Here is a 25,843-nt window from a genome sequence, read left to right on the forward strand (position 1 = left end):
TTGCGTTTTCGTGCGCCATCTCACTCATTTCGGCAACAATTAGTATTCGGTCAATTGTGCCGCGTAGTTCGATCATGAATTACCTGGAGAACTCGTGCGGCCGACGCTCCGGCAGCGGGTCGGTGAGGCTGGCCAGCGCGGTGACCGCGTACCCGGCGAGCACCGCGCAGGTGGTGAACCACCACCCGATCGGCAGCGCCTGATCGGCGAAGAGCAGCGCGCCACCGGCGAAAACGGCCGCGCCGAGCAGGGTGGCCAGCACCCGGCGGTCCACCCGCATCCAGCAGGTGGCCAGCCAGGTGGTCAGCGCCGCGCCCACGGTGATCGCGGCCGGGCCGAAGGCCAGTCCGGCCGAGGCCGCGTACAGCCCGCCGACGCCGACCAGCACGGCGAGTCCGGCCAGTTCAGCCGGTCGCCGCACCCCGCCCGCTGACTTACGGCGTACCGCGCGCACCGCGGCCCGCGCGGCCAGGAAGATCACCAGCGCGGTGACCACGACCAGTGCCCAGCGGCCGAAGTCCCAGCTCGTCGGGCCCAGCCGGGTCCACCAGGGGATGTCGATCCAGTCGTCAGGGCGGTGCGCGGTGAGCAGTCCGGCCAGCGCGACCGAGATGGCCAGCAGCGCGCGCTCGGGTGCGGCGAAGAAGAACAGGAAGGCCAGCAGCAGCGGCTTGAACACGGTCATCGCCAGCCGGGTGGCGATCATCGGCACCGTGTAGGACTCGGGTTTGACCGTGCGGTGGGCCAGCAGGCCGAGCCGGATCGCGGTGCGCGCCACCCGCACATCGCCGAGATCCTTGATCTCCTGGTGCCCGACCTCGTACTCGGCGGTCCGCTGCTCCAGCGCGCCCGGCGGCAGCGGCGGCGCGGGCTCGGACACGACCGGGTGCGCGCCAAGCTCAATATCGTCCACAAAGGACAGTTCGGCGGCCAGTACCGCCCACTGCACGCGTTCGGTGAGCGCGGCCCTGGTCTGACGCAACGCGGGCGGCACCGGGTTGGGCGCGAGCACCTCGGCCAGTTCCAGCCGCACCTCCGCCTTGCGGGCCTCGAAGCGCTGGCCGAGGAAACGCCGCCATTCCTTGTCCGGCACCGGATTCGTCGTGCCGAGTTCGGCCGCGCCGGGCGGGGTGGTGGCGATCAGCTCGATGTCGGCGAACAACTCGTCCAGGTCCCGGCCGCGGGCGAACTCGCGCAGCCGGGCCGGATCGGTGAGCAGCGAGACCAGGCTGGCGGCGGCGTCCAGCCTGCCCCACATCCAGTCGTTGGCCCGCCACTTCGCCGAGCAGAACGCGGCGAACGCGCCGAGGTCGGTGCCGCACAGCTTGTCGTCTGGGGTGAGGGTTTCCTTGCCCGCCAACAGTTTCCGGAAGTCGATCGGGGTGGGCGCGTCACTGGCGATGCGCATGAACCTGATCCGGCCGCCCGCGCTCTGCGCCGCGTGCAACGGCGCGGTCAGCGCGACCACCTGGGCCAGCACGATGGGCAGGTCCGGCGTGGTCTCCAGGAGCTGGTGCACCACCGCGTCCAGCTCGTTCTCGGTGCTGCGCGAGCGGCGCGGTGCGGCCTCGGCCAGCCGGGTGGCCGCGGTGAAGACGGCGGGCCAGACCAGGCCGAGCGCGTCCACCGACCGGGGTTCCAGGTCCTCATCCCGCTGTTCGACGCCGTCGGCCTCCAGCTCCTCGGCGAGTTCGAGCAGCCGTTCCTGGAACCGCTTGTTCGCCTCGATCTGCTCCTGCTCGTCGCCGGGATCGGGGGTGAGCGCGGCCTCCAGCACCCAGCCGAGCGGATCGCGCACGCCCGGCCCAAGTTCGCGCTGCGCCTGCCGGTACTCGGTGAACGCGGTCTGCGCCCAGGCCCGCAGGTCGGTCGGCTCGCCGCTCTCCGCAGCGGCCAGCGCGAGCCAGCGCCCGTCGGCGTGATCGGCCAGCACATCGGCGATCTGGCGCAGCCGGTAGAGCACCGCCTTGACCTCGCCGATCGCGGGCAGGTAGTGCTCCTCGGCCCATCGTTCCAGCTCACGGGCCCAGCGAATGCACAGGTCAACGGCCGCGCCCAGGGCGGTGACATCGGTGAAGACGGTCTCCGGGTCCTCGGCGGCCGCGGTGCCGAGCACCTCGGTCAGCCGCGGCGCCAGCGAGCGCCGGGCCTGCGCGGACCAGGCGGCCACCGGATCGTCCTGCAGCGGGGCCCGGCGCAGCAGGCCGGGCGGGCGCTTGGCCGGGTCGAGCAGCACGCCGGTGATCCGCTCGGCGTCCAGGCAGGCCCGCAGGTGCGCGTGCACCGGCCCGACCCGCCCGATGAGTTCGGTGAGCCCGGCGGCGCGTTCGGTGGCGGGCAACGCGGTCAGCGGCGCGAACAGGGCCTGCCGGCGCAGCTCGATCCGGCGCACCTCCCGGTTGTGCGCGTCCAGCTCCTCGATATCGGTGAGCAGCGATTCCTGGTTGTAGCGCGCGGCCAGCGCGGCCAGACCGACCGGCAGCCCGCGCCGCCGCTCGCTGACCGGTTTGGCGGTGGTGCCCACGATCGGTTCCGGATTGAGGTAGACCAGCCAGCGATCGGTCGGCCCGTCCGCGGGCGAGGCCGCGATGGCCTTGATCGCCGCGGCCACCGGGATGTTGTCCAACACCCCACCGTCGATCACTTGGAACGCCTTGCCCTGGGCAGGGGCCGATTCGGAGAAGCAGCCCATCAGGTCGACCTCGCCTGCCGGGGTGTCCGGCTGGGCACGCACGCTCGCGGGTTCGAAGGCCAGCGGGAAGGAGGAGGTGGTGCGGGCGGCCTGGGCGAGCTGGGCCGCGGTCCGCCGCGCCTCGCTGCCGGCGGCGAAGTCCGACAACGGATCCCCTGCCGAACCGCGGTGCCGGAACCGGAACGCGGCCGAGCGCCGCCGCTCCCGGATGGTGGCCAGCCGATCGTCCCAGCGAGTCACCGTCACCGGATCCAGCAACGTCGCGGTCAGCAGCAGATCGACCCGGTCGGCCAGTGGTCCACGCGCCGGTTCGGCGACCAGCTTCTGCAACCGCTGCCGCAGCTCCTTGCCGAAGTACCCGTCACCCTCCAGCAACGACTGCGGCTTGGGCTGGAACATCCGCGGCGTGGCCCGGCACATCGCGTCCAGATCCCCGAGCTGCACCCACAGATCCCGGATAGCGTCGAACCGGAACCCGTACACCAGGCTGGCCGCCATGATCGCGCTGTTCAACCCACCGGCCGAGGCCCCGGTTAGCACGTCGATCCGCACCGACTCATACCCCGCCAGCCCCGCGAGCCCCGCCCACGGATTCCCCGGCTCGTCCGCGGCCAGCGCACACCGCAACCGCGCGATCTCCGAAGCCGCCCCGCCAATCCACACGGCAAGGGACACCCCACCCCGCATGGACAGCGCGAGCCGCAGCTCCTGGCGGTTGTGGCCAGGCTCGGCGGGGACGGTCTCGGCTGCGGGGTCGAGTGGGCCCATGTGGACCAGTGTCTGATCAACGGGACACGTTCGGGTTGCCGCGCGGGAAGTACACACGGTTGGCCGAGCGGGGCCGCGCAGTCGGGTGCCCGATCGGGCAGTGGCAGTGGCTCAGCTCTCCGGCGGCGTCCAGCGATCCGTGCGCGCCATTCCCGCCGCCCGGCCCTTCGCACTGATCACCAGCGCCATCTTGCGTGAAGCCTCGTCGATCATCTCGTCGCCCAGCATGGCCGCGCCGCGCTTGCCGCCCGCTTCCGAGGTGAACCAGTCGTAGGCGTCCAGGATGTTCTCGGCGTGGTCGTAGTCGTGCTGGTTCGGGCTGTAGGACTCGTTCGCGGCGTCCAGCTGGCCGGGGTGCAGGACCCACTTGCCGTCGAAGCCCAGGGCGGCCGAACGACCCGCGACGCGGCGGAAGCCGTCGACGTCCTTGATCTGCAGGTAGGGGCCGTCGATGGCCTGGACGTCGGTGGCGCGGGCGGCCATCAGGATGCGCATCAGGATGTAGTGGTAGGCATCGCCGACGTCGTAGCCGGGGGGTTGTTCGCCGACGACCAGGGACTTCATGTTGATGGAGGCCATGAAGTCGGCTGGGCCGAAGATGATGGTCTCGATGCGGGGGCTGGCGGTGGCGATGGCGTCGACCTCGACCAGGCCCTTGGCGTTCTCGATCTGGGCCTCGATGCCGATCTTGCCGACCTCGTAACCCATGGTCTTCTCGATCTGGGTCAGGGTCAGGTCCAGCCAGGCGATCTGGTCGGCGGTCTGGACCTTGGGCAGCATGATGCAGTCCAGGTTCGCGCCCGCGCCCTCGACCACCTCGACCACGTCGCGGTAGGTCCACTCGGTGGTCAGGTCGTTGACCCGGACCACCCTGGTCTTGCCCTCCCAGCCGCCCTCGTTCAGCGCGGCCACGATGGTCTTGCGGGCCGCCGGCTTCGCCAGCGGGGCGCAGGCGTCCTCCAGGTCCAGGAACACCTGGTCGGCGGGCAGGGTGCGGGCCTTGTCGATCATCTTCTGGCTCGAACCGGGAACGGCGAGACAGGAACGACGGGAACGCCTGCGGTCGACCACTGCGGACCTCCTTGTACCGACCAGTAACAACGCGGTGTGGCCGAATGCTGGCACGCCGATCAAGACTCGGCCACTCCGCTGAGGTCTCTCTCACAACGCGTGCGATGCTGAACCGGTGGAGACCACCCGACTGCTGGACGCGGCCCTCCGCAAAGCGGCCGCGGTGTGGATCGCGCCGCACGGCCTGCGCGCGACCCTGGTGTGGGCATTGTGGCGGGACGGCGCGCTGTGGGTCGCGGTCGGGGGTGGCGAGCAGGAAGTGCCGGGGCTGACCGACGGGGCCGGCTGCACCATCACCGTCCGCTCGCCCAGCACACACTCGCACCTGACCGAGGTGCCCGCCGTCGCCCACCTGGTCGAACCGGATCCGGATCTCCGCGCGGCGCTGGCCGCGGCCCGGCTGAACGCGGAACCGCGCTACACCCAGGTCTTCCGGGTCGAACCGACGTGATCGCGGTACCCGACCGCTTCGCCGCCGAGACCATCGCCAGGCAGGGCGATTCCGCGCGGCTCTGGCTGGACCGGCTGCCCGGGGTGGTGGGCGAGCTGTGCGGGTACTGGGGCGTCGAGCCGGAGGGGCCCGCCACGCACGGCGGGCAGGCGCTGGTGGTGCCGGTGCGCAGCGGCGAGGAGCGCTACGCGATCAAGGTGACCTGGCTGGACGAGGACACCCGGCACGAGGCCACCGCGTTGCAGCGCTGGGCGGGCAATGGCGCGGTCCGGCTGCTCGGCGAGGACCCCGCGCACGGCGCGATGCTGCTGGAACGCCTGGACGAGACCCGGTCGCTGGAACGGGAGCCGCACGACGAAGCCTGCGAGATCATCGGCAACCTGGCCAGGCGGTTGTGGGTGCTGCCCCCGCCGAGCGTGCCCCGGCTGATCGACGAGGCGCTGCTGTGGGCCGCCGACGCGCACCACGAGTGGGACCGGGTCGGCCAGCCGGTGCCGCACCGGCTGGTCGGGCGGGCGGTGCGCGCGCACATCGAGCTGACCTCCGGCGGCTACCGGCCCTCGCTGCTGCACCGCGACCTGGACTTCGCGCACGTGCTGGCCGGCCGCCGCGAACCCTGGCTGGCCATCGACCCGAGACCGATCTCCGGCGACCCGCACTACGAGCTGCTGCCACTGCTGCGCGGCCGGTTCGCCGAACTCGGCGGCGCGGCGGGGCTGCGGCGGCGGATCGCGTTACTGGCCGATGCCAGCGGTCTGGACCTGGCCCGTTCCCGGGAGTGGGCGCTGGCCAGGGCGGTGGACGAGTGGATCAGCGCGGTCGGTCGCGGGCCTGCTGGTGAGCAGCAGGCCGCGGTGGTGCGCACGGTCGCGGAGTGGCTGGCCGAGAGCTAGCCGGGAATCCGGATCCGGCCCGCGCCGACCTCGGCCACCCCGCCCCACACGGTGACCTCGGTGGCCCGGCCACCGGTCGCGGTCACCGTGCAGTGCAGTTCGGACGGACGGCCCACCCACTCGCCCTGGCGCACCAGGTACCCGGCGTGGCCGTCGGCGGGCAGCAGGCCGCGGGCCACCAGCCAGACGCCCAGGCCGAGCGCGGCCGACCCGGTCGCCGGGTCCTCGCCGCCGGTGCCGCGGAACATCCGCACGGTCGCGGTCCGGCCGACCGGATCCCAGGCCACCGGCACGATCCCGCGACCGGCGACCGCGGCGAGCACCTGGTCCGGGCGGGCAGCGGCGGCGGGCAGTTCGGCCGGGTCGGCCAGGAAGTAGTTGAAGTCCAGTCCGCAGCCCGCGATCCCGGCGGCCACCGCCTGCTCGGCCGGGCGCAGGCCCAGTGCGGCGGCCAGCACGGCCGCGTCCAGGTCCGCGCCGAGCGCGGGAGTGCCGCCGGTCAGCCGGGCGCCGTGCTCGTCCACCATCACCGGCAGCAGTCCGGCGCCGCACTCCTGCGTCACCGTCCCGGGGCTGAGCACACCGTCCCTGGCCAGCACCCAGGCCGTGCCCACGCTGGGATGTCCGGCGAAGGGCAGTTCCACCAGCGGGCTGAACGCGCGCAGCCGGTAGTCCGCGCCGGGCTGGGTGGGCGGCAGCGGGAAGGCGGTCTCGGACAGGTTCAGCTCGCGCGCGATGGCCTGCATGGCCGCCGTGCTCAGCTCCTCCGCCCCGTGCACCACGGCCAGCGCGTTCCCGGCGAACGGGGTGCTGGTGAACACGTCCACGAGGTCCATGCGGAGGGTCTTACCCGGTAGTCCCACAGCCCTGACGTTAGCCTGCGGTCATGGCCGGTCCGAACAGGGTTTTCGCCGCACAGCTAGCCGGTTTGACGGTCTTCGGACCGGACGGGGAGTCCATCGGCAAGGTCAGGGACGTGGTGGTGGGCCTGCGGGTGGACCGCTCGCCGCCCCGGGTGCTCGGGCTGGTGGTGGAGTTGATCACCCGGCGCCGGATCTTCGTGCCGATGCTGCGGGTGACCTCGATCGAATCCAGCGCGGTCGCGCTGGCCACCGGCTCGGTGAACCTGCGGCACTTCCACCAGCGGCCGAACGAGGCGCTGATCATCGGCGAGCTGCTGGACGCGCACGTCACGCTGCCCGACGGCGGTTCGGCCGTGGTGGTCGACGCCGGGCTGGAGCCCACCCGCACCCGGGACTGGCTGGTGCAGAAGCTGGCCGTGCGCCAGCGCACCGGCAGGCTCGGGCGGCGCGGGCCGGTGCAGGTGCTGGCCTGGGAGAAGGTCAGCGGACTGGCCCGCGCGCAGATCGCCGAGCAGCCGCAGGGCACCCAGCAGCTGCTGGCCGTCTTCGACGAGATGCGCGCGGTGGACGTGGCCTCGGCCCTGCACGAGCTGTCCACCAAGCGCCGGTTCGAGGTGGCCGACGCGATGGACGACGAACGGCTGGCCGATGTGATCGAGGAGCTGCCGGAGGAGGACCAGAAGTCGCTGCTGCGGCACCTCGGCGAGGAACGGGCCGCGGACGTGCTGGAGGCGATGAACCCCGACGACGCGGCCGACCTGCTGGCCGAGCTGGACGAGACCGACAAGGACCGGCTGCTGGAGCTGATGGAGCCCGAGGAGTCCGCGCCGGTGCGCAGGCTGCTGGAGTACTCCTTCGACACCGCGGGCGGTCTGATGACCCCCGAGCCGATCGTGCTCACCCCGGACGCCACCATCGCCGAGGCGCTGGCCAGGGTGCGCAACAGCGATCTGACCCCGGCGCTGGCCAGCATGGTCTTCGTCTGCCGCCCGCCCAGCGCCACCCCCACCGGCCGCTACCTGGGCTGCGTGCACTTCCAGCGGCTGCTCCGCGAACCACCGTCGGACCTGGTGGCGGGCATGGTGGACAAGGACCTGTCCCGGCTGTCCCCGGCCGCGACCCTCTCCGACGTCACCCGCTACTTCGCCGCCTACAACCTGGTGTGCGCGCCGGTGGTGGACGAGGGCGAGCACCTGCTCGGCGCGGTCACCGTGGACGACGTGCTCGACCACCTGCTGCCGCAGGACTGGCGGGAGAGCGGACTGCCCGACACCGAGGTCACCGAGGATCCGAGCAGGGAGGACCGTTCCCATGCCTGAGCTGCTGCCCCGCCGCAGGCTCGACCAGCCCCGCCAGCCGCGCAGGCTGACCTTCGACGTGGACCCGGAGGCCTTCGGCCGCTTCTCCGAGCGGATCGCCCGGTTCCTTGGCACCGGCACGTTCCTGTTCTGGCAGACCATGCTGGTGATCGTCTGGATCGCGATCAACCTGCTCGCGGTGTCCCTGCAATGGGACCCCTACCCGTTCATCCTGCTCAACCTGGCCTTCTCCACCCAGGCCGCCTACGCCGCGCCGCTGATCCTGCTCGCGCAGAACCGCCAGGACGACCGGGACCGGATCTCACTGGAGGAGGACCGGGCCCGCGCCGAACGCACCAAGGCCGACACCGAGTACCTGGCCAGGGAACTGGCCGCGCTGCGCATCGCGGTGGGCGAGGTGGCCACCCGGGACTACCTGCGCGGCGAACTGGACCGGCTGCGCTCGGACCTGGCCGCGCTCAGCGGCAACGGCGAGCGCAAACCCAAGCGCGACAAGCAGCGGGACAAGACCGCCGACCGGGTCCGCGAGGACCCGCGCTGGGCCGAGGACCGGGTCTAGGGCGAGGCGGCGGGTCTCGCGCTAAGCCTGGGCTCGGCGGTTCGACGCGACTGGTAGCTCGCCGTCGGCGAGCTGGGCGCAGGTGCGGCCCAGTGAGTCCAGTTCCGCGTTGCCCAGCAGGGACACGAAGTGCTTGCTGATGCCGCTCAGGTGGGTGTCCGCGGCCGACCGTAGCCGGTCCAGGCCGCGGTCGGTGAGCACGGCGACCACCCCCCGGCCGTCGCCGTCGGCCCGCTCACGGCAGACCAGCCCGGCTCGCTCCAGGCGGTCGACCAGGCGGGTCACCCCGGAGCGGGAGAGCAGCACGGCTTCGGCCAGCTCGGTCATCCGAAGCTGGCGCTCCGGGGCCTCGGCGAGCTGGACGAGGACGTCGTAGGCGGCAAGGGACAGGCGCTGTTCGGTTATTAGCTCGGCTTCCAGCCAACGGGTGATGCGGGCGTGGGCGCGCAGGAACGCACGCCAGGTCGCCAGCTCGCTGCTGGTGGGTAATCGAGCCGTACCGGGGTCCGACACGATCCACCATGTTACGGAGAGCTGCAAACCGATCGCGGAGTGCCCCGTCAATTCGGTCTGAAAAAGTGGTGGAACCTGCCGGTGGGCGGGGTTGAACTGCCGCTGGACGTAGCATGGACGGGTGACCTCTTCACGTGTCAGCCCGTCCGTCGACGCCATCCGCGAGGCCCTGTCCCACGTCCAGGACCCGGAGATCCGGAAACCGATCACCGAGCTGGGCATGGTCAAGGACGTCGAGGTGGCCGGAGACGGGTCGGTTGACGTCTCGGTCTACCTCACGGTGGCCGGCTGCCCGATGCGCGACAAGATCACCAAGGATGTCACCGAGGCGGTGTCCGCGGTCGCGGACGTCACCGGCGTGCGGGTGCACCTGGACGTCATGAGCGACGCCCAGCGCACCGAACTACGCAAGAGCCTGCGCGGCGGTCAAGAGGAGCCGCGCATCCCCTTCGCCGAACCGGGGTCGCTGACCAGGGTTTACTGCGTCGCCTCCGGCAAGGGCGGGGTGGGCAAGTCCAGCGTGACGGTCAACCTGGCCGCCTCGATGGCCACCAGGGGGCTGTCGGTCGGCATCGTGGACGCCGACATCTACGGCCACTCCATCCCACGCATGCTCGGCGCCACCGGCAAGCCGACGCAGGTGGAAAAGATGATCATGCCGCCGTCCGCGCACGGCGTGAAGGTGATCTCGATCGGCATGTTCACCCCCGGCAACACCCCGGTGGTGTGGCGCGGCCCGATGCTGCACCGCGCCCTGCAGCAGTTCCTGGCCGATGTGTTCTGGGGCGACCTGGACGTGCTGCTGCTCGACCTGCCGCCGGGCACCGGCGACGTGGCCATCTCCGTCGCCCAGCTGGTGCCGAACGCGGAGATCCTGGTCGTCACCACCCCGCAGCAGGCCGCCGCCGAGGTGGCCGAGCGGGCGGGCGCGATCTCGCTGCAGACCCGGCAGCGAGTGGCGGGCGTGATCGAGAACATGTCCTGGCTGGAGCTGCCCAACGGCGAGCGGATGGACGTCTTCGGCACCGGCGGCGGCCAGATCGTGGCCGACTCGCTGAGCACGGTGATCGGTTCCCCGGTGCCGCTGCTGGGTCAGGTGCCGCTGGACCCGCGGCTGCGCGAGCAGGGCGACGCGGGCGAGCCGATCGTGCTGGCCGCACCGGAGACCGCCGCCGCCAAGGTGCTCAGTGGCATCGCGGAAAAGCTGAGCGTGCGTTCCCGCGGCCTGTCCGGCCGTTTGCTCAGCGTCAGCCCCGCTGGTCGCTGAGAGGTCTGATCCCGGGCGCGATCTTTTTCAGGTCGCGTCCGGGTCAAACGGCGGGCGCTCGTTGTAGCCCAGCGGGCGCTGCACTGGCGGCTGAACCACCGGGGCCTGGCCGGACGTGCTGGGCGCGTGGCCGTTGGGCTTGTGCTGGTAGTCGTCTTCCAGGTCGTTGAGCAGGTGCTTGGTGACCGCGCGCCGCGGGTCGAAATCGCGGATCTTGCGCAGGTCCTCCAGCGGCTTGCGGAACTCCTCGAACTCCGGGCCGATCTCGGACTTGAGCTGCTCGCGCGCGCCGGTGGCGTACTCGCGCACCTTGCGCAGTGTCTTGCCCAGCCAGGCCGCGGCGTCCGGGAGGCGTTCCGGGCCGAGGATGAACAGGCCGGCCACGATGAGCACGAGGATCTCGGCCCACCCGATGCTCTCGAACACCCCAAGCCTCCCTAGCCCTTGCCCGACGAGCCCAGACTAGTCGGACTTCAGCGTGACGTTGAGGGTCAGTTGGCGGCCCTGCCTGGCCAGCAGCACCGGCACCGTCTCGCCGATCTTGTGCTGCTGCACCGCGACCAGCAGCTCGTCGGCGTTCTTGATGTTGCGCTCACCCAGCTTGAGGATGACGTCGCCCTCCTGGACGCCCGCGGCCGCGGCCGAACCGTTCTGCACCACGTTCTGCACCTGGGCCCCGCTGACGGTGTTGTTCATCACCGACTTGAGGTTCAGGCCGATGTCCGGGTGCTTGACCGAGCCGCCGCGGATGAGCGCCTCGGCGATGACCTTGGCGTCGTCGATCGGGATGGCGAAGCCCAGGCCGACCGAGCCGCCGCTGCGGGAGACGATCGCGGTGTTGATGCCGATCAGGGCGCCGGTGGAGTCGACCAGCGCGCCGCCGGAGTTGCCCTGGTTGATCGCGGCGTCGGTCTGCACCGCGTTGAAGACCACGTCCTCAATCCGGAACGGCCGGTTGACCGCGGAGACGATGCCCTCGCTGACCGAGCCCGCCAGGCCGAGCGGGTTGCCGATGGCGATCACCTTGTCGCCGACCTGCAGGTCACCGGACTTGCCGATCTGGGCCACGGTCAGGTTGGACACCTCGACCTTGAGCACGGCCAGGTCGTTCTTGGGGTCGCGGCCCACGATCCGGGCCGGGGCCCGCTGGCTGTCGTGGAAGACGACCTCGACCTTGGCGTTCTGCGCGTTAGCCGCCATCTCGACCACGTGGTTGTTGGTGATCACATAGCCCTTGCCGTCGATCACCACGCCGGAGCCGAGGCCGCCGCTGTCGCCGAGGCGGACCTCGATGGAGACCACCGAGGGCAGCACCTTCTTGGCCAGGCTGGCCAGCGAGCCGGGCTCGCGCTCCTTGCCGGGAGAGACCTCGGCCAGGGTGGCGTCCGGGTCGTTGAGCGGGTTGGCGCCCTCCGCGGTGAGCCTGCCGACGATCCCGCCGACCAGGCTGATCACCAGCACGAAGCCGACCAGGCCGAGCAGCGCCGCCGGGGTCAGGCGCTTGCCGAAGGCCAGTTCCCGCAGGCTGAGCCGGGCGCCGGGTCCGGTGCGCACGGGCCGCTCCGACTGCGGCGCGGCGGTGGCCGCGCCGGCGGGCGGGCCGAGCACGGCGCCCGCGGCCGGATCGCGCCAGGCCGGGCCCTCGGGCTGGCCGTTGGCCGACCACAGCACCGGTTCGGGCTCGGGCCGAGGGTCGACCGGTTGATCGCCGGGCGGGCGCTGGAGCAGTTCCGGGGAGCCCTCCGGGCGGCCGAAGGCCTTGCTCAGCGCCTCGGGCGGCGGTGCGGCCAGCCGGATGCCGTTGCCGGGGGTCTCCGGACGATGCGGGTCGAAGGCGCTGGGCACGCCGGTGGGGCGGCTGAACACCGCGGACTGCGCCGGGTCGACGGCGGGACGGTGCAGCGGACGCGGTTCGAGCCGCGGCCGCTCACCCGCGCCGGGCTGACCTGTGCTGGGCTGCTGCTCGCTCATCGTGGTCGAGCCTGCCAAACCGTTGGTGAAGTCCTCGTACGAGGAAGAAGTGTGAGGTTTACCGGCCGGTCAGCTGCGCGGGAATGCCCGCGGGGACCTTGCCGATGAGGCCGCCCTGGGAGGGCTGCTGGTTGACGTCGGCGACCGGCGCGGAGGCGGCCGGGACGGCCAGGGCGAGCGCGCCGAGCATGAAGCCGGAGACGACCATGCCCGCGCCGTTGCGCACCCGGCGGTTGCCGAGACCAAAGCGGCGCTGGCTCCCGAAGGACGGGCCCGCGCCGAACGGAGTGCTCCCACCCAGCACGGGGCCGGAACCGAAACCACTGACCGGGCGGGCCGCGGCGGCCGCGCGGGCGGCGTTGGGCCGCTGCACGGTGACCAGCTGCCCGTCCGCGGTGACCGCCAGCTCATCCGGCATCGCAGGCAGCTCGACCTCCTGCGGGATCGCGCACAGGGAGGCCATCAGGCGGTTGGAGATCCCAGGGGTGCCGGCGGCGCGGACCGCGGCCTGGGCCGAACGCTGGGCGGAGACCTCGGCCGCGCACCGTGGGCACCTGGCCACGTGCGCGGACGCTCGGTCGTGGGCGACCGGCGACAGCTCCCCGTCGACGAACGCGACGATCGCGTCCGGGGTGAGGTGCTGTTCCGACCTGACCCAACCGCGCAGGTCCGTCATCCGTTCTCCTCCAACGAAGCGAGTTCGCGGTGCCGCTCCAGCGCCGCCTTCATTGCCTGCCGGCCCCGGTGGATCCGGCTGCGCACGGTGCCGAGCTTCACGCCCAGCGTCGCGCCGATCTCCTCGTAGGACAACCCCTCGACGTCGCAAAGAACAACAGCGGCGCGAAACTCCGGCGGGACCTCGTCCAGCGCGGCCTGCAGCTCCGGGCTGAGGTGGGTCTCCTCGTAGACCTCCTCCGGCGTGGGGCCGTCGTCGGCGATGCGGTCCTGGTCGTCCGGCAGGCCCTCCATCTTGACCCGCTGCTTGCGCCGGACCATGTCCAGGAACAGGTTGGTGGTGATCCGGTGCAGCCAGCCCTCGAAGGTGCCGGGCTTGTACGCGGTCAGGTGCCGGAAGACGCGGATGAACGTCTCCTGGGTGAGGTCTTCGGCGTCGTGCTGGTTACCGGTCAGGCGGTAGGCCAGCCGGTACACCCGGTCGGCGTGCTCGCGCACCACCTCGTCCCACGTGGGGACCTTCCACTCGGCCACCTCAGCCGGGACGGCGGTCGCCGTGCCGGTGGCCAGGCCTCTCTCCTGGGTACGCATCGTGCGGGTTGGCACCTCCTGCGGGCGGTTGCTCCGCCCTGTCGAGTCAACGCTTCGGGGTTTGTCTTTAGTTCCCAGGACGCGCCACGGGTACTTCTGGTTCACCCTCTGCTTCTTGTTCGACCTACTGTGTCCGAGGCCGGTGAGGGCGGGGTTAGAGCGAGCTGAGAACAGCCTGAGAATCCGCCGGAACCGCCGTCCGGGTGTACTTGCCCGCCGTGCACTGCCCTGATGGGCGTTCGATACGGCGCGTACACCCGCGCGGTGGGTTGCTGCCAGTAACCTTCCCGCTCGTGACACCGGAGACGCCGACCACCTCTGCATCGGCCCTGCGCGACTACGTGGAGGACTACCTCGCCGAGGACGAGGTGCTGGCCGCCGCCCGCGCCCGCGGCCGCGAGCTGGGCTGTATGCCCATCGCGCCCAGCGGCGGCTCGGCGCTGCGCTTCCTCGCGGCCGCCCTGCAGGCCAGGGTGGTGGTGGAGGTCGGCACCGGCGCCGGGGTGAGCGGGGTGTGGCTGCTCCGCGGCATGGCCGCCGACGGCGTGCTGACCTCGATCGACCTGGAGCCGGAGCATCAGCGGGCGGCCCGGCGGGCGTTCGTGGCCGCCGGCGTCAGCCCCGGCCGCACCCGGCTGATCCTGGGCCAGGCCCTTGACGTGCTGCCCCGGCTCACCGACGGCGGCTACGACCTGGTGTTCGTGGACGCGGCCAAGGCCGAGTACCCGCGCTACCTGGAGGAAGGCGTCCGGCTGCTGCGGCCCGGCGGCGTCATCGCCTTCGACAACGCGCTCTGGCACGGCCGGGTGGTCGATCCCGCCTACAAGGACCCGGACACCAACGGCATGCGCGAGGTGGCCCGGCTGGTCCGCGCGGACGAACGCCTAGTTCCGGTCCTGCTCCCGCTCGGCGACGGCCTCCTGCTGGCCGCCAAGACAGGCTGAGGCCCACTTGGCCCAACTCGTACGCCGGGTTGGGCCAACTTGGCGTACCACTTGGGCCAACTCGCCGTGCGACAACGGCCAACACACCGTACGAGTTCGGCCAACACGCGGGGTTAGTCGGCTCGGACGCCCTTGCCTAGGACGACGATGCCGCCTGCTGAGACGGTGTAGCGCTCGCGGTCGGCGGACAGGCTGACGCCGATGCCCGCGCCTGGGGCGACCACCACGTTCTTGTCCAGGATCGCGCCGCGGACCATCGCGCCGCGGCCGATCCGCACGCCGGGCATGAGCACGCTGCCCTGCACCTGGGCGCCTGCCTCGATGAGCACGTCGGAGCTGATCACCGAGTTGCTGACCAGGCCGGAGACGATCGAGCCCGGTCCGACGATGGACTCCTGCGCGGTGCCGCCCTGCACGAACTTGGCCGGGGCCAGTGGCGGGGTGGCGGTGCGGATGGGCCAGGCCTGGTTGTAGAGGTTGAACACCGGGTGGATGGACACCAGGTCCATGTGCGCGTCGTAGTAGGCGTCCAGGGTCCCGACGTCGCGCCAGTAGCCGCGGTCCCGGTCGGTGGCGCCGGGCACGTGGTTGTCGGCGAAGTCATAGACCGCGGCCTGGTCCCGTTCCACCAGCATGGGGATGATGTCGCCGCCCATGTCGTGGTCGGAGTCGGGGTTGACCGAGTCCTGGCGCAACGCCTCCAGCAGGGTCTCGGTGCGGAAGACGTAGTTGCCCATCGAGGCGAAGGTGACCTCGGGGTCATCCGGGGTGCCCGGCGGCTCGCTGGGCTTCTCCAGGAACCGGGTGATCTTGCCACTGGCGTCGGCGTCGATGCAGCCGAAGGCCTTGGCCTCCGCCCGCGGCACCCGGATGCCTGCCACGGTGACCCCGGCGCCGGATTCCACGTGCTGGCGGATCATCTGCGCCGGGTCCATCCGGTACACGTGGTCGGCGCCGAAGACCACGATGTGGTCCGGCCGCTCGTCGTGCACCAGGTTCAGCGACTGGTAGATCGCGTCCGCGCTGCCGGTGTACCAGCGCGGGCCGAGCCGCTGCTGGGCAGGCACCGGGGTGATGTACTGCCCGAGCACGCTGGACAACCGCCACGTGGTGGAGATGTGCCGGTCCAGGGAATGGGATTTGTACTGCGTCAGCACGCAGATCTGGGTCAGCCCGGCGTTCACCAGGTTGGACAGCACGAAGTCGATCAGGCGGTAGTTGCCGCCGAACGGCACCGCTGGTTTCGCCCGGTCCGCGGTCAGCGGGAACAACCGCTTGCCTTCCCCGCCCGCGAGCACGATTCCGAGGACGTGCGGCTGGCCTCTCACGATCACCGACCCTATATGTGACGCTTCGCTGCGACTAGCCTCCCGAAGCGTGCGAGTTGCGTTGCTGACACGGGAATTTCCGCCGGACGTCTATGGCGGGGCTGGTGTGCATGTCGGGTTCCTGACACCGGAACTGCGGTCCATCGTGGAGGTGGACGTGCACTGTTTCGGTGAACCGCGGCCGGATGCGGTCGCGCACTCCGTCCCACCCGGACTGGAACGGGCCAACCCCGCGCTGAGCACGCTCGGCGTGGATCTGTCCATGGTGGACGCGGTCGGCGGCGCGCAGCTGGTGCACAGCCACACCTGGTACGCCAACATGGCCGGGCACCTGGCCGGGCTGCTGCACGGCATCCCGCACGTGATCACCGCGCACTCGCTGGAGCCGCGCAGGCCGTGGAAGGCCGAGCAGCTCGGCGGCGGCTACCGGCTCTCCTCCTGGGTGGAGCGCACCGCCTACGCCGCCGCGGACGCGATCATCGCGGTCAGCGAGGGCATGCGGGCCGACGTGCTGGACTGCTACCCGGAGCTGGACCCGGCCCGGGTGCACGTGGTGCGCAACGGCATCGACAGCGCCAAGTACCACCCGGTCCGCGAGACCGACGCGCTGGAGCGTTTCGGCATCGACCCTGACCGGCCGATCGTGGCGTTCGTCGGCCGGATCACCAGGCAGAAGGGCGTCGGGCACCTGGTCGCGGCCGCGCACCGGATCGACCCGGCCGCCCAGCTGGTGCTGTGCGCGGGCGCGCCGGACACCCCGGAGATCGCCGAACAGACCGCGGCCGCGGTGGCCGGGCTGTCCGCGGTCCGGCCCGGCGTGTTCTGGATCCAGAAGATGCTGGAGCAGCACGAGGTCCGGCAGGTGCTCTCGCACGCCACCGTGTTCGTCTGCCCCTCGGTGTACGAGCCGCTGGGCATCGTGAACCTGGAGGCGATGGCCTGCGGCACCGCGGTGGTGGCCTCGGACGTGGGCGGCATCCCGGAGGTGGTCGACGACGGCGGGACCGGGCTGCTGGTGCACTACGCGGAGGACGAACCCGCGGCCTTCGAGGCCGGGCTGGCCGCCGCGGTGAACGAGCTGCTGGCCGATCCGGCGCGCGCCCGCGCCATGGGCGAGGCGGGCAGGCGGCGGGCCGAGACCGAGTTCTCCTGGGCCACGATGGCCGCGCAGACCGTTGACGTGTACCGACGTGCGCTCGGCCAGTAGTACGCCGAATGGCCGTGACCGTCATCACAGTTTGATCTTTCTGTAACCATACAACCCCGCAACCCGATTCTGCGCCTTAGCCGGTAGAGGGAATTGATCTCCACTACCGGAGGGATTGTCGTGGCGGTGTGTGCCGACGGGGTGCTGCGTACGAGCGTGCTCGCGGTGGTGCTCCTGGGCGCGGGCTGTGCCGCGCCGCCGGAAGCGCCCAAGCCCGACCCCGCGCCGGTGCCCATCGACGTCTCCATCAGCGGCAAGCGGCTCAGCGGCGGCCAGCACCTGCAGGCCGCGGCCGAGGCCTCCATCACCAGGGCGCTGGCCCAGCAGAAGGTGGCCCGCTCCGGGGACGGCAGCGTGCACTGCTGGTTCGCCAAGGTGGACCCGAACACCCAGACCCAGCAGGGCAGGGCGGTCGATGTCACCGACACGCTCTGGTGCGGTCCGGTGCAGGTGCCCGGCACCGGACCGGCGCCGGACTGGATCCCGGTGCCGCTGACCCAGCAGAACGGCCAGTTCGCCGTTGGCGAGCCGAAACTGCCCGAACCGGGCACCTCCAGCACGCCCTCGACCGAGATGGTGCGGGTGGACGGCACCCAGGCCAAGCCCTCCGGGTCCGAGCAGCGCAGCGCCGGTCCCGGCTTCTTCGCGGTGGTCGCGGACAACGGCGGCAAGACCAACGGCGACCTGGGCCTCATCCCGGTGGACGCGATCAAGGTCCGGGACGATTTCCTCAGCGTCAAGGCCACCGGCTGGGGCAACCCGCAGCAGTTCACCCTGCCCGGCGGCGGGGTGCTCAGCCCGGAACCGGGCAGCAGACTGGCGGTGCTGCGCCTGCACAGCGACCGGATCAGCCAGCTGGACCAGGAGCTGACCGAGCTGAGCTGGAGCCGGGGCGCGCCGCCGCGGCCGGAGCTGGCACTGGACCTGCCGGATGGCTGGCACGACGTGCCGGACTCCCAGCTGCCCAACTTCGGCGGCTTCTTCCTGGTCTTCACCCTGCCGGCCAAGGACACCGGCCAGGCCCCGCCGCGGCTGGTGCTGCGCTCCAAACCCAGTCCAGGGGTGGAGCAGCAGATCGAACTGCCCAGCGGCAAGTCGAGCTACCCGCTGCCGGAAGCCCTGCGCCGGGCGGGTTCCGGGGCGGCCCCGACCACCGCCGGTCAGGACCTGACCTTCCAGCACAAAGGCAGCTCCGGCACGGCCCGGCTCACCGTGCAGGGCGTGCGGCTGGGCCTGCAGCGCCCGGTCCTGGACAGTTCGGGACGGCTACAGGTGATCACCGCCGAGCCGGGCAAGGCCCTGCTGGAGATCAGGGTCCGCGGCGAGGGCGCGCTGCCGGAGGCGCTGGGCGGACCGCTCACCGGCGAGCACATCGTGGTGAAGCTGCCCAACGGGACCAAGGCCCCGCTCAAGGGCCTGCGCTACGGCGGGGACGTCTTCCCGACCGCGCTGGTGGTGGAGGTCCCGGCCACCGTGCCCTCGGTGACGGTGGCGCTGTCCTCGGGCACGGTGACCCTGCCCAGCCGCGGCTCGTTCAGCTTCTCCGCGACCAGTCCGGCGATGACCTTGTCCCTGGACTTCTGAGCCAGCCGCAGCCCGCGGTCGGACCGCCAGGCCAGGCCCGCGGCCAGGGCAGCGCCACCGGCGGCCAGCACCCAGCAGCAGGACATGATCACCACGCCGCTCCAGCCGAAGGGCGCGTAGACCAGGCCGCCGAGGGTGCCGCCGACACTGCTGCCCAGGTAGTAGAAGAGCAGGTAGATCGCTGATGCCTGCCCGCGCGCCGCGGCCGGGGCGCGGGCGCCGACCCAGCCGCTGGACACCGCGTGCACCGCGAAGAACCCGCCGGTGAACACGGTCAGGCCGACCACGATCAGCGGCACGTTGTCCGGCAGCGTCAGCAGCAGACCGGTCAGCACGAAGCCGATCGCGCACAGCAGCACCGGCAGCCGGCCACGCCGGTCGGCCAGCTTCCCGGCCAGCGCCGAGCCGCCGCTGCCCGCGGCGTAACAGAGGAAGACCAGCGAGACCACCGCGGGCGCCAGCGAGAACGGGGCGTCGGTGAGCCGGAAGGTCACCACGTTGTGCACCGCGACGAACACCCCGGTCATCAACATGGCCACCGCGTACGGCCCGAACAGCACCGGATCGCGCAGCGCGGTGCGCACCCCGGCCAGCACCGCGGGCAGCCGCAGCCCCGGCCGACCGGCCCGGGAGCGCGGCATCAGCACGATCGCGCACAGGCCGCTGACCGTGGCCAGCGCCGCCGCCGCGGTCAGCCCGCTCTGCCAGCCGCCCCAGCCGGTGGCCAGCCCGGAGATCAGCCGCCCGGACAGTCCGCCGAGCGAGTTGGCCCCGACGTAGCGCCCCATCGCCGCGCCCACCCGGCCCGGTTCGATCTCCTCCGCCAGGTAGGCCATGGCCACCGCGGGCAGTCCAGCCACCGCCAGGCCCTGGGCCGCACGCAGGATCAGCAGCGTGCCGAAGTCCCCGGCCAGCGGGCAGAGCAGCCCGATGGCGATCGCGGTGACCAGCGCGCCGATCATCACCGGCCGCCTGCCCACCGCCTCGGACAGCATGGCCAGCGGCAGCACCCCGACGGCCAGCGCGAGGGTGGCCAGGGTGACCGAGAGCGCGGCCTCCGCCTCGGTCAGCCGGAAGCCGGTGGCCAGCACCGGCAGCACCGACTGCGGCGCGTAGAGCAGCGTGAAGACGGTGAACCCGCCTGCGGCCACGCCGAGGGTCAGCCGGGCCTGCCGCCAGCGCTCCGAGGTCATGGGCCCGACCGTAGGAATCGTTTTCTAATACGTCCAATGTCGGATTGTGCGAGGATCCATACCCTCATGGATGAGTCGACCGAACCGCTGGTCAACGCGCTGGCCCCACGCCTGGAACTGCTGCGCGCACTGGCCGAGCACCGGCATGTGACCCGGACAGCCGAGGCCCTCGGTGTGCCCCAGCCCACAGTGACCCGATGGGTGGCCGAACTGGGCCGCACCCTGGGTGCCCCGCTGGTCACCCGGCAGGGCCGCGGCATCCGGCTCACCAGGGCCGGTCAGCTGCTCGCCGAGGCCGCCACCGAGGCGCTCGCGGTGCTGGAGGGCGGCTGCCGCCGGGCCGCCGAGGAGGTCGATCCGGAACGCGGGCACGTGGCCCTGGGCTTCCTGCACGGCTTCGGCCGCTCGCTGGTGCCGGACCTGCTGCGCCGCTTCCACGCCGAGCATCCCGGCATCCGGTTCAGCCTGGCCCAGGCCGCGCACATCCACATCGTGGCCAAGCTGCTCACCGGCGAACTGGACCTGGTGCTCACCGCCGCCACGCCCAGCGGCTTCCCGGACCGGCTGCACCGGGTGCCGATCCGGCAGCAGCGCCTGGTGGCGGTGCTGCCGGAGCAGCACCCCCTCGCGAGCCGGGCCGAGATCGGCGTGGCCGAACTGGCCGAGGACGATTTTGTGCAGCTCGAACCCGGGTTCGGCCTGCGGCTGATCACCGACGAGCTGTGCGCCGCGGCCGGGTTCACCCCGCGGATCGCCTTCGAGGGGCAGGAGACCGAGACCCTGCGCGGCCTGGTCTCGGCCGGACTGGGCGTGTCCCTGCTACCCCCGGCCGAGCGGACGCCGCCGCCGGGGGTGGTCGAGGTGGAGCTGGCACCCCGGCTGGTCCGGACCGTCGAACTGGTCTGGGCCGCGGGTCAGCGACTGCCGCCCGCGGTCCGCGCCTTCCGGGATTTCACGCTGCGCGCGGCCCCGGCTCAGGCGTAGCCGGCGACCAGTTCCACCAGGGTGCGCGCGGCGAAGCCGGTGGCGCCGCCGGTCACCTCGTCGTAGGCCTTCTCCGCCCGGGCCGGGCCCGCGATGTCCAGGTGCGCCCAGGGCAGTCCGGCGGTGAACTCGCGCAGGAACAGCGCGGCGGTGACCCCGCCCGGTCCCGGCGGGCACTGCCGCAGGTCGGCCAGCTCGCTGCGCACGTCGTCCTCGTGCGCGGCCAGCAGCGGCATCCGCCACCAGGCCTCGCCGACCCGCGCGCCCGCGCCGGTGATCCGCTCGGCCAGGTCCTCGTCGGTGGCGAACAGGCCGCCGGTGCGGGTGCCGAGGGAGACCTTCATCGCGCCGGTCAGCGTGGCCACGTCCACCAGCAGGTCCGGCTGGTGGGTGCTCACGCCGTAGGCGAGCGCGTCGGCCAGCACCATCCGGCCCTCGGCGTCGGTGTTGGTGACCTCGGTGGTGGTGCCGCCGTAGTGCCGGACCACATCACCGGGCCGGTAAGCGGTGCCGGAGACGTGGTTCTCCGCGCACGGCACCAGGCCGGTCACCTTGACCGGGAGCTTGAGCGCGGCGATGCCCAGCAGCGCGGCGATCACCGCGGCCCCGCCGGACATGTCGGTGCGCATCAGGTGCATGCCGGCCGCTGGCTTGATCGAGATGCCGCCGGTGTCGAAGGTGATGCCCTTGCCCACCAGCACCAGGTGCGGCGAATCTCCGGAGCCCTGCTTGCTCAGGGGCGACCCTGATTCGGTGACCTGTTCGGGCCGCCAGGTCAGTTCGACGAAGCGGGGCGGGCGGGATGAGCCGCCGCCGACCGCGAGCACGCCGCCGAAGCCCTGCTTCGCCAGCCACTTCTCGTCCCGGACGGTCACGGTCAGCCCGTCGACGCCCTTGCCCAGCCGGGCCGCGGTGCTCGCCAGCCAGGCCGGGTCCTTGACATCCGAGGGGGTGTTAGCAAGATCACGTGCGATCGAGGTCACCCGGGCGCGTTGCGCGGCGCCGGCGACCGCCGCGGACAGCTCAGGGGCGGCCACGCCCTCGGGCAGCACCAGCTCGACAGCCTTGGTGACCGGGGCCTGCTTGCCGCCGGTGACCTTGAACTTGTAGCCACCCAGCGCGAGGCCGGTGGTGAACGCGGCCACCCGCTCGGCGTCGGCGTCCGAGGGCAGCAGCACCTGCAGCTGCTTGGCCGGGGTGCGGCCGTTCTCCTCATCCGCGGCGGCCCGCGCGTCGGCCGCCCGGACCAGTGCCGCGCCCGCCGAACGCCAGTCTTTCACCGTGCCCGCGCCCAGTCCGAGCACCCAGGCCAGTCCACTGCCGGACTGCGGCACCACCCGGGTCTCGCCTGCCGAACCGGTCAGCGCGAGCGCCTCGCTCCAGCCTGCGGGCAGGTCGAGGGAGTCCGCGCCGGTGCCGACCTCCGGACCCTGTTCGCCCTTGTGCGCCAACACAACCGGCGGCGCGGCCTTACGCCGTTTGCGCGCGATCGTGACTTCGGGCACCGGGCTGGGCGCGGTGGGCACCACGGATGGCACTGAAGGACCTCCAGGGCGAAACGACTGGGAGCGTGCGGCGGAGTTGAACCTTCGCACACCGTCGTGTGAACGTAACAAGTCCCCGGCTTGCGTGACGCAGGCCGGGGACTGAAAGAAAGCGGAACCTGGTGTACGGCGTCAGCCGGCGGCGGCCTTCAAGGCATCGCCCAGGTTGCTTGCCTCCTCCGCCGACATCTCGACGACGAGGCGCCCCCCACCTTCCAGCGGAACGCGCATGACAATGCCGCGGCCCTCCTTGGTGACCTCCAGGGGACCGTCACCGGTCCGGGGCTTCATGGCCGCCATCGCGTGCTCCCTCCGTCAACAACCTTCCCCGCCGGCACATCCCCCGACATACCGGTAGGTCTCCATTGTCCCCCATATGTACGCACCTGCGAAACCGAACCGATCATCTCGTGTCGCGCTCGGGCTGGTCGAGGAGTCTTCGGACTGACAGACTCGGCCGTCGTGCGGGCTCGTTCAGCGTTGTTCGACGTCTATGGCGGACATCTTCGTGCCAGGGGCGGTGCGGCGACCGTCGCCGCGCTGGTCCGGCTGTTGGAGCCGTTGGGTTTCGCCGCTCCTGCCGTGCGTACCGCGGTGTCGCGGACGGTCCGTCAGGGCTGGTTGAAGCCCGTTCGGCTGCACGGGAGCCCAGGTTACGCGCTCACCCCGCGAGCCGAGCGGAGGCTCGACGAGGCGGGTGCGCGAATCTATCGAACGCGTCCGTCCACATGGGACGGCCAGTGGCATCTGATGGTCCTGGAGGAGCTGCCTGCCCGGCCCGAGCGGGCGGAACTCACTTCCTCGCTGAAGTTGCTGGGTTACGGAGAGTTGGGTCCAGTGACTTGGGTCGCACCCCGCTGCTCACCTGAGCTTTCCGAGCTGCTGAGCACCGAGAAGATCGCCGCGCGCACCTTCTTCGCCGCGCATGAGGGCAGCGATGTGGAGCTGGCCGCCAAGGCCTGGGACCTGGGCGCACTGGGTGCGGACTACCAGCAGTTCGTGGCCGATTGGGAGCCCCGACTGTCCGCTGTGGACCCGGCTTCGCCGCCCTCGGCCTTCGCCGCCAGCCAGGAGCTGCTGCACGCGTGGAGAAAGTTCTTGTTTCGTGACCCTGGCCTGCCGCCGCAGCTGCTGCCCGCGGACTGGCCGGGACACACCGCGGCCCGGTTCTTCGACACCAGCACCCAGAAGCTGGCCAGGGGCGCGGTCGCGTTCCTGGAGAGCTGTCTCGACTGACCAACTCAACGCTGAGGAGTCCACTGTGTCGCTGCTCATCGACGATTCCGACGGGGTCCGCACGTTCACCCTGAACCGGCCGGAGTCGTTCAACTCCTTCACCGTGGCGTTGAAGGAGGGTCTGCTGGCCGCCCTGCACGAGGCGGCCCAGGACCCGGCGGTGCGCGCGGTGGTGATCACCGGCGCGGGCAAGGCGTTTTGCGCCGGTCAGGACCTCAAGGAGCACATCTCGCTGCTGGAGCAGGGCGATCCGATGCCGTTGGAGACGGTGCGCAGGCACTACAACCCGATGGTGCGCGCGGTGACCGGGATGCCCAAGCCGGTGATCGCCGCGGTGAACGGGATGGCCGCTGGCGCGGGCGCCTCGCTGGCCTATGCCTGCGACCTGCGGATCGCGGCCGAGTCGGCGAAGTTCCTGATGGCCTTCGCCAACGTGGGGCTGACCGCGGACTCCGGCGCGTCCTGGACGCTGCCCCGGCTGATCGGCTACGGCCGGGCGATGGAGCTGATGCTGCTGGCCCAGCCGATCACCGCGCCGGAGGCCAAGGAGATCGGCATGGTCAACCGGGTGGTGCCCGACGGCGAGGCCCTGTCCGCAGCGCAGGAGCTGGCCGCGCGGCTGGCGGCCGGGCCGACCACGGCCTACGCCATGCTCAAGGAAGCCATGCTGACCGCGGCAGGCGCCGATCTGGAGGCCGCGCTGGAGACCGAGGGCCGCACCCAGGCCGAGGCCGGTCAGACCACCGACCACCGCGAGGCGGTGGAAGCCTTCGTGGCCAAGCGAAAGCCCACCTTCACCGGCCGCTGACCAGTTGGGCCAACTCGTACGCCGAGTTGGCCCAAATTGGCGTACGAGTTGGGCCAACTCGACGTTAGGCGGCGATCCAGCAGTCGGTGAGGTGGTCGTCGACCATGCCGGTGGCCTGCATCAGGGCGTAGCAGGTGGTGGGGCCGACGAAGGCGAAGCCGCGTTTCTTCAGCGTCTTGGCCATGGCGGTGGATTCTGGCGTGATCGCCGGGACCTCCGCCATGGTCTTGGGCCGCGGGCCTGGTGGTGGCGCGAAGGACCACAGCAGCTCGTCCAGGGGCTGGTCGAGTGCGGCCAGCGCGTTGGCGTTGCGGATGGTGGCCAGGATCTTGGCCCGGTTGCGCACGATGCCCGGATCGCCCAGCAGGCGGTCGATGTCGGCCTCGCCGTAGCCGGCGATCAGCACCGGGTCGAACCCGGCGAAGGCGGCCCGGAAGTTCTCCCGCTTGCGCAGGATGGTGATCCAGGACAGCCCGGACTGGAACGCCTCCAGGCACATCCGCTCGAACAGGGCCTGCTCGCCGCGCAGCGGACGGCCCCATTCGGTGTCGTGGTAGTCGAGGTAGTCCGGGGTGGAGGCGCCCCAGGCGCAGCGCAGCCGCCCGTCCGGGCCCGCCACCGCGCCGGTCACGGGCGGCGGTCCCGGCACACCCTGGCGAAGCGGTCCAGCGAGCGCCGCAGACCCCAGGTGAAGGCCGGGCGCAGCAGCGGCCAGCCCGCCTTGCCCAGCGGGCCGTAGGGCAGTTCCAGCCGCTCCCACCAGATGATCTTGGACAGCTGGTCCGTGGTGGGCTCGATCCGGAATCCGCCGAGGCCGCGCAGCAGCTTGCCGGTGTGCCGGACCTCGCAGCTGCGCGGCGGGTCCCAGCCGGTGATCTCCATGGAGTCGAAGAAGCCCAGCCCGGCCACGCCGGTGAAGGCGACCATGGTGGACCCGGCGCTCTGCCCGTCGCCGCCGGTGCGGTGCACCTCGGTGCCGAGCATCCACTCACCCTGGTTGGACCAGTCCGAGGCCACCGCCCAGGCCACCTCGGCGGCGGCGGGCACGGCCACCGTCAGGGTCACTTCCTCACTCACCGGCGACGGCCTCCTGCTTCTGCTCTTCCAGTTCGGCGACCCTGGCCCGCAGCAGGTCCAGCTCATCGGCGGCACGCTGCAGCACCCAGTCCACTTCGGACATCTTGTAACCGCGCACGACCTGCTGGAACCGCACGGCGCGCACGTCCTCGCCGCTGACCTCGCCAGCGGGCAGCTCGGTCGGGGTGGCCCCCGGCGCCAGCGGCGCGAGCTGCTCACCACGGCCGAAGACCAGTGAGGCGACCAGGAACACCACGGCCGCCACGAAGACCATGACGACGAGGTAGATGAGGGCGGTGGTCACG

Annotated in this window: 25 protein-coding genes; 10 read left to right on the forward strand and 15 right to left on the reverse strand. The window is 71.6% G+C overall.

Translation table 11 applies throughout. From position 1 onward, the window contains the following. Positions 1-79: 79 nt before the first annotated feature. Positions 80-3,460 (reverse strand): patatin-like protein, encoded by a 3,381-nt coding sequence (locus ACTOWY_RS32080; protein WP_441313348.1) that lies wholly within the window; start codon positions 3,458-3,460, stop codon positions 80-82. Positions 3,461-3,571: 111 nt separating this feature from the next. After that, complete coding sequence (locus ACTOWY_RS32085; RefSeq protein ID WP_441313349.1) at positions 3,572-4,531, reverse strand: HpcH/HpaI aldolase/citrate lyase family protein; 960 nt, start codon at positions 4,529-4,531, stop codon at positions 3,572-3,574. Between the two features lie 115 nt (positions 4,532-4,646). On the opposite strand from ACTOWY_RS32085, the gene ACTOWY_RS32090 reads away from it, so the two are divergent. Together ACTOWY_RS32090 and ACTOWY_RS32095 are read left to right on the forward strand one after the other, a co-directional pair. Further along, complete coding sequence (locus ACTOWY_RS32090) at positions 4,647-4,982, forward strand: hypothetical protein (protein WP_441313350.1); 336 nt, start codon at positions 4,647-4,649, stop codon at positions 4,980-4,982. Then, the gene (locus ACTOWY_RS32095) at positions 4,979-5,875 is read left to right on the forward strand and encodes an aminoglycoside phosphotransferase family protein (RefSeq protein ID WP_441313351.1); all 897 of its coding nucleotides are present in this window, start codon (positions 4,979-4,981) and stop codon (positions 5,873-5,875) included. The genes ACTOWY_RS32090 and ACTOWY_RS32095 overlap by 4 nt, the downstream gene beginning before the upstream one ends. Here ACTOWY_RS32095 and ACTOWY_RS32100 read toward each other — a convergent pair. Next, complete coding sequence (locus ACTOWY_RS32100; protein WP_441313352.1) at positions 5,872-6,711, reverse strand: PhzF family phenazine biosynthesis protein; 840 nt, start codon at positions 6,709-6,711, stop codon at positions 5,872-5,874. The two genes, ACTOWY_RS32095 and ACTOWY_RS32100, sit on opposite strands and share 4 nt — an antisense overlap. Positions 6,712-6,761: 50 nt before the next feature. Here ACTOWY_RS32100 and ACTOWY_RS32105 point away from each other — a divergent pair, with 50 nt between their 5' ends. Then, entirely contained in the window at positions 6,762-8,057 is a 1,296-nt protein-coding gene (locus tag ACTOWY_RS32105; protein WP_441313353.1) for a magnesium transporter MgtE N-terminal domain-containing protein, read from the forward strand. Next, on the forward strand, positions 8,050-8,616 hold the full coding sequence (locus tag ACTOWY_RS32110) for a DUF1003 domain-containing protein (RefSeq protein ID WP_441313354.1): 567 nt from the start codon (positions 8,050-8,052) through the stop codon (positions 8,614-8,616). Before ACTOWY_RS32105 ends, ACTOWY_RS32110 begins: the two co-directional genes overlap by 8 nt. Positions 8,617-8,637: 21 nt before the next feature. Here ACTOWY_RS32110 and ACTOWY_RS32115 read toward each other — a convergent pair whose 3' ends face one another. Further along, positions 8,638-9,129 (reverse strand): MarR family winged helix-turn-helix transcriptional regulator, encoded by a 492-nt coding sequence (locus ACTOWY_RS32115; protein WP_247755861.1) that lies wholly within the window; start codon positions 9,127-9,129, stop codon positions 8,638-8,640. A gap of 121 nt (positions 9,130-9,250) precedes the next feature. On the opposite strand from ACTOWY_RS32115, the gene ACTOWY_RS32120 reads away from it, so the two are divergent. Further along, a complete protein-coding gene (locus tag ACTOWY_RS32120) occupies positions 9,251-10,396 on the forward strand; it encodes an Mrp/NBP35 family ATP-binding protein (RefSeq protein WP_441313355.1) in 1,146 nt (381 codons plus the stop codon). A gap of 27 nt (positions 10,397-10,423) precedes the next feature. Here the strand turns inward: ACTOWY_RS32120 and ACTOWY_RS32125 are convergent, their stop codons facing one another. Genes ACTOWY_RS32125 through sigE form a run of 4 tightly spaced genes read right to left on the reverse strand, consistent with a single transcriptional unit; the run spans position 10,424 to position 13,633 of the window. After that, a complete protein-coding gene (locus ACTOWY_RS32125; RefSeq protein ID WP_441313356.1) occupies positions 10,424-10,822 on the reverse strand; it encodes a sec-independent translocase in 399 nt (132 codons plus the stop codon). Between the two features lie 36 nt (positions 10,823-10,858). Further along, positions 10,859-12,367, reverse strand: a complete 1,509-nt coding sequence (locus tag ACTOWY_RS32130; RefSeq protein ID WP_441313357.1) for a trypsin-like peptidase domain-containing protein — start codon at positions 12,365-12,367, stop codon at positions 10,859-10,861. Between the two features lie 58 nt (positions 12,368-12,425). Next, on the reverse strand, positions 12,426-13,043 hold the full coding sequence (locus ACTOWY_RS32135) for an anti-sigma factor family protein (protein WP_441313358.1): 618 nt from the start codon (positions 13,041-13,043) through the stop codon (positions 12,426-12,428). Further along, complete coding sequence (gene sigE / locus ACTOWY_RS32140) at positions 13,040-13,633, reverse strand: RNA polymerase sigma factor SigE (RefSeq protein ID WP_185000052.1); 594 nt, start codon at positions 13,631-13,633, stop codon at positions 13,040-13,042. The genes ACTOWY_RS32135 and sigE overlap by 4 nt, the downstream gene beginning before the upstream one ends. Positions 13,634-13,926: 293 nt before the next feature. Between sigE and ACTOWY_RS32145 the strand changes: the two genes are divergently transcribed. Next, positions 13,927-14,577 carry an O-methyltransferase gene (locus ACTOWY_RS32145; RefSeq protein WP_441313359.1) on the forward strand — a complete coding sequence of 217 codons (651 nt, stop codon included), beginning with the start codon at positions 13,927-13,929 and terminating at the stop codon, positions 14,575-14,577. 113 nt (positions 14,578-14,690) lie between these two features. On the opposite strand, the gene glgC is transcribed toward ACTOWY_RS32145, so the two are convergent. Next, positions 14,691-15,905, reverse strand: coding sequence for a glucose-1-phosphate adenylyltransferase (glgC, locus tag ACTOWY_RS32150; RefSeq protein WP_441313360.1), 1,215 nt, complete (start codon positions 15,903-15,905; stop codon positions 14,691-14,693). Between the two features lie 28 nt (positions 15,906-15,933). On the opposite strand from glgC, the gene glgA reads away from it, so the two are divergent. Then, a complete protein-coding gene (glgA, locus tag ACTOWY_RS32155) occupies positions 15,934-17,112 on the forward strand; it encodes a glycogen synthase (protein ID WP_441313458.1) in 1,179 nt (392 codons plus the stop codon). Positions 17,113-18,533: 1,421 nt separating this feature from the next. On the opposite strand, the gene ACTOWY_RS32160 is transcribed toward glgA, so the two are convergent. Beyond that, positions 18,534-19,889: an MFS transporter gene (locus ACTOWY_RS32160; RefSeq protein WP_441313361.1), complete on the reverse strand. Its 1,356-nt coding sequence runs from the start codon at positions 19,887-19,889 to the stop codon at positions 18,534-18,536. A 66-nt stretch (positions 19,890-19,955) separates the two neighbouring features. Between ACTOWY_RS32160 and ACTOWY_RS32165 the strand changes: the two genes are divergently transcribed. Further along, positions 19,956-20,873 carry a LysR family transcriptional regulator gene (locus ACTOWY_RS32165; protein ID WP_441313362.1) on the forward strand — a complete coding sequence of 306 codons (918 nt, stop codon included), beginning with the start codon at positions 19,956-19,958 and terminating at the stop codon, positions 20,871-20,873. Here the strand turns inward: ACTOWY_RS32165 and ACTOWY_RS32170 are convergent. Together ACTOWY_RS32170 and ACTOWY_RS32175 are read right to left on the reverse strand one after the other, a co-directional pair. Next, entirely contained in the window at positions 20,864-22,411 is a 1,548-nt protein-coding gene (locus ACTOWY_RS32170) for a leucyl aminopeptidase family protein (RefSeq protein ID WP_441313363.1), read from the reverse strand. The genes ACTOWY_RS32165 and ACTOWY_RS32170 overlap by 10 nt on opposite strands. Positions 22,412-22,549: 138 nt before the next feature. Beyond that, on the reverse strand, positions 22,550-22,717 hold the full coding sequence (locus tag ACTOWY_RS32175) for a DUF3117 domain-containing protein (RefSeq protein ID WP_149848953.1): 168 nt from the start codon (positions 22,715-22,717) through the stop codon (positions 22,550-22,552). Between the two features lie 162 nt (positions 22,718-22,879). On the opposite strand from ACTOWY_RS32175, the gene ACTOWY_RS32180 reads away from it, so the two are divergent. Further along, positions 22,880-23,653, forward strand: coding sequence for a PaaX family transcriptional regulator (locus tag ACTOWY_RS32180; RefSeq protein WP_441313364.1), 774 nt, complete (start codon positions 22,880-22,882; stop codon positions 23,651-23,653). A gap of 25 nt (positions 23,654-23,678) precedes the next feature. Continuing rightward, positions 23,679-24,461, forward strand: coding sequence for an enoyl-CoA hydratase-related protein (locus ACTOWY_RS32185; RefSeq protein ID WP_441313365.1), 783 nt, complete (start codon positions 23,679-23,681; stop codon positions 24,459-24,461). A 64-nt stretch (positions 24,462-24,525) separates the two neighbouring features. Here ACTOWY_RS32185 and ACTOWY_RS32190 read toward each other — a convergent pair whose 3' ends face one another. From ACTOWY_RS32190 to ACTOWY_RS32200, 3 genes are read right to left on the reverse strand one after another with little or no spacing between them, the layout of a single operon-like run. Beyond that, positions 24,526-25,092 (reverse strand): DNA-3-methyladenine glycosylase I, encoded by a 567-nt coding sequence (locus ACTOWY_RS32190; RefSeq protein WP_441313366.1) that lies wholly within the window; start codon positions 25,090-25,092, stop codon positions 24,526-24,528. Further along, complete coding sequence (locus ACTOWY_RS32195) at positions 25,089-25,538, reverse strand: SRPBCC family protein (RefSeq protein WP_247755849.1); 450 nt, start codon at positions 25,536-25,538, stop codon at positions 25,089-25,091. The genes ACTOWY_RS32190 and ACTOWY_RS32195 overlap by 4 nt, the downstream gene beginning before the upstream one ends. Beyond that, the gene (locus tag ACTOWY_RS32200) at positions 25,531-25,842 is read right to left on the reverse strand and encodes a DivIVA domain-containing protein (protein WP_247755848.1); all 312 of its coding nucleotides are present in this window, start codon (positions 25,840-25,842) and stop codon (positions 25,531-25,533) included. Before ACTOWY_RS32200 ends, ACTOWY_RS32195 begins: the two co-directional genes overlap by 8 nt. Position 25,843 lies beyond the last annotated feature (1 nt).

Source organism: Crossiella sp. CA198, from assembly GCF_052078295.1.
Classification (GTDB): Bacteria; Actinomycetota; Actinomycetes; order Mycobacteriales; family Pseudonocardiaceae; genus Crossiella.

Bases quoted from the DNA above. Each gene is read 5' to 3' on its own strand.
- ACTOWY_RS32080 (WP_441313348.1), bottom strand. From the start codon at position 3,460: ATGGGCCCACTCGACCCCGCAGCCGAGACCGTCCCCGCCGAGCCTGGC.
- ACTOWY_RS32100 (WP_441313352.1), bottom strand. From the start codon at position 6,711: ATGGACCTCGTGGACGTGTTCACCAGCACCCCGTTCGCCGGGAACGCG.
- ACTOWY_RS32105 (WP_441313353.1), top strand. From the start codon at position 6,762: ATGGCCGGTCCGAACAGGGTTTTCGCCGCACAGCTAGCCGGTTTGACG.
- ACTOWY_RS32110 (WP_441313354.1), top strand. From the start codon at position 8,050: ATGCCTGAGCTGCTGCCCCGCCGCAGGCTCGACCAGCCCCGCCAGCCG.
- ACTOWY_RS32130 (WP_441313357.1), bottom strand. From the start codon at position 12,367: ATGAGCGAGCAGCAGCCCAGCACAGGTCAGCCCGGCGCGGGTGAGCGG.
- ACTOWY_RS32135 (WP_441313358.1), bottom strand. From the start codon at position 13,043: ATGACGGACCTGCGCGGTTGGGTCAGGTCGGAACAGCACCTCACCCCG.
- sigE (WP_185000052.1), bottom strand. From the start codon at position 13,633: ATGCGTACCCAGGAGAGAGGCCTGGCCACCGGCACGGCGACCGCCGTC.
- ACTOWY_RS32160 (WP_441313361.1), bottom strand. From the start codon at position 19,889: ATGACCTCGGAGCGCTGGCGGCAGGCCCGGCTGACCCTCGGCGTGGCC.
- ACTOWY_RS32165 (WP_441313362.1), top strand. From the start codon at position 19,956: ATGGATGAGTCGACCGAACCGCTGGTCAACGCGCTGGCCCCACGCCTG.
- ACTOWY_RS32175 (WP_149848953.1), bottom strand. From the start codon at position 22,717: ATGGCGGCCATGAAGCCCCGGACCGGTGACGGTCCCCTGGAGGTCACC.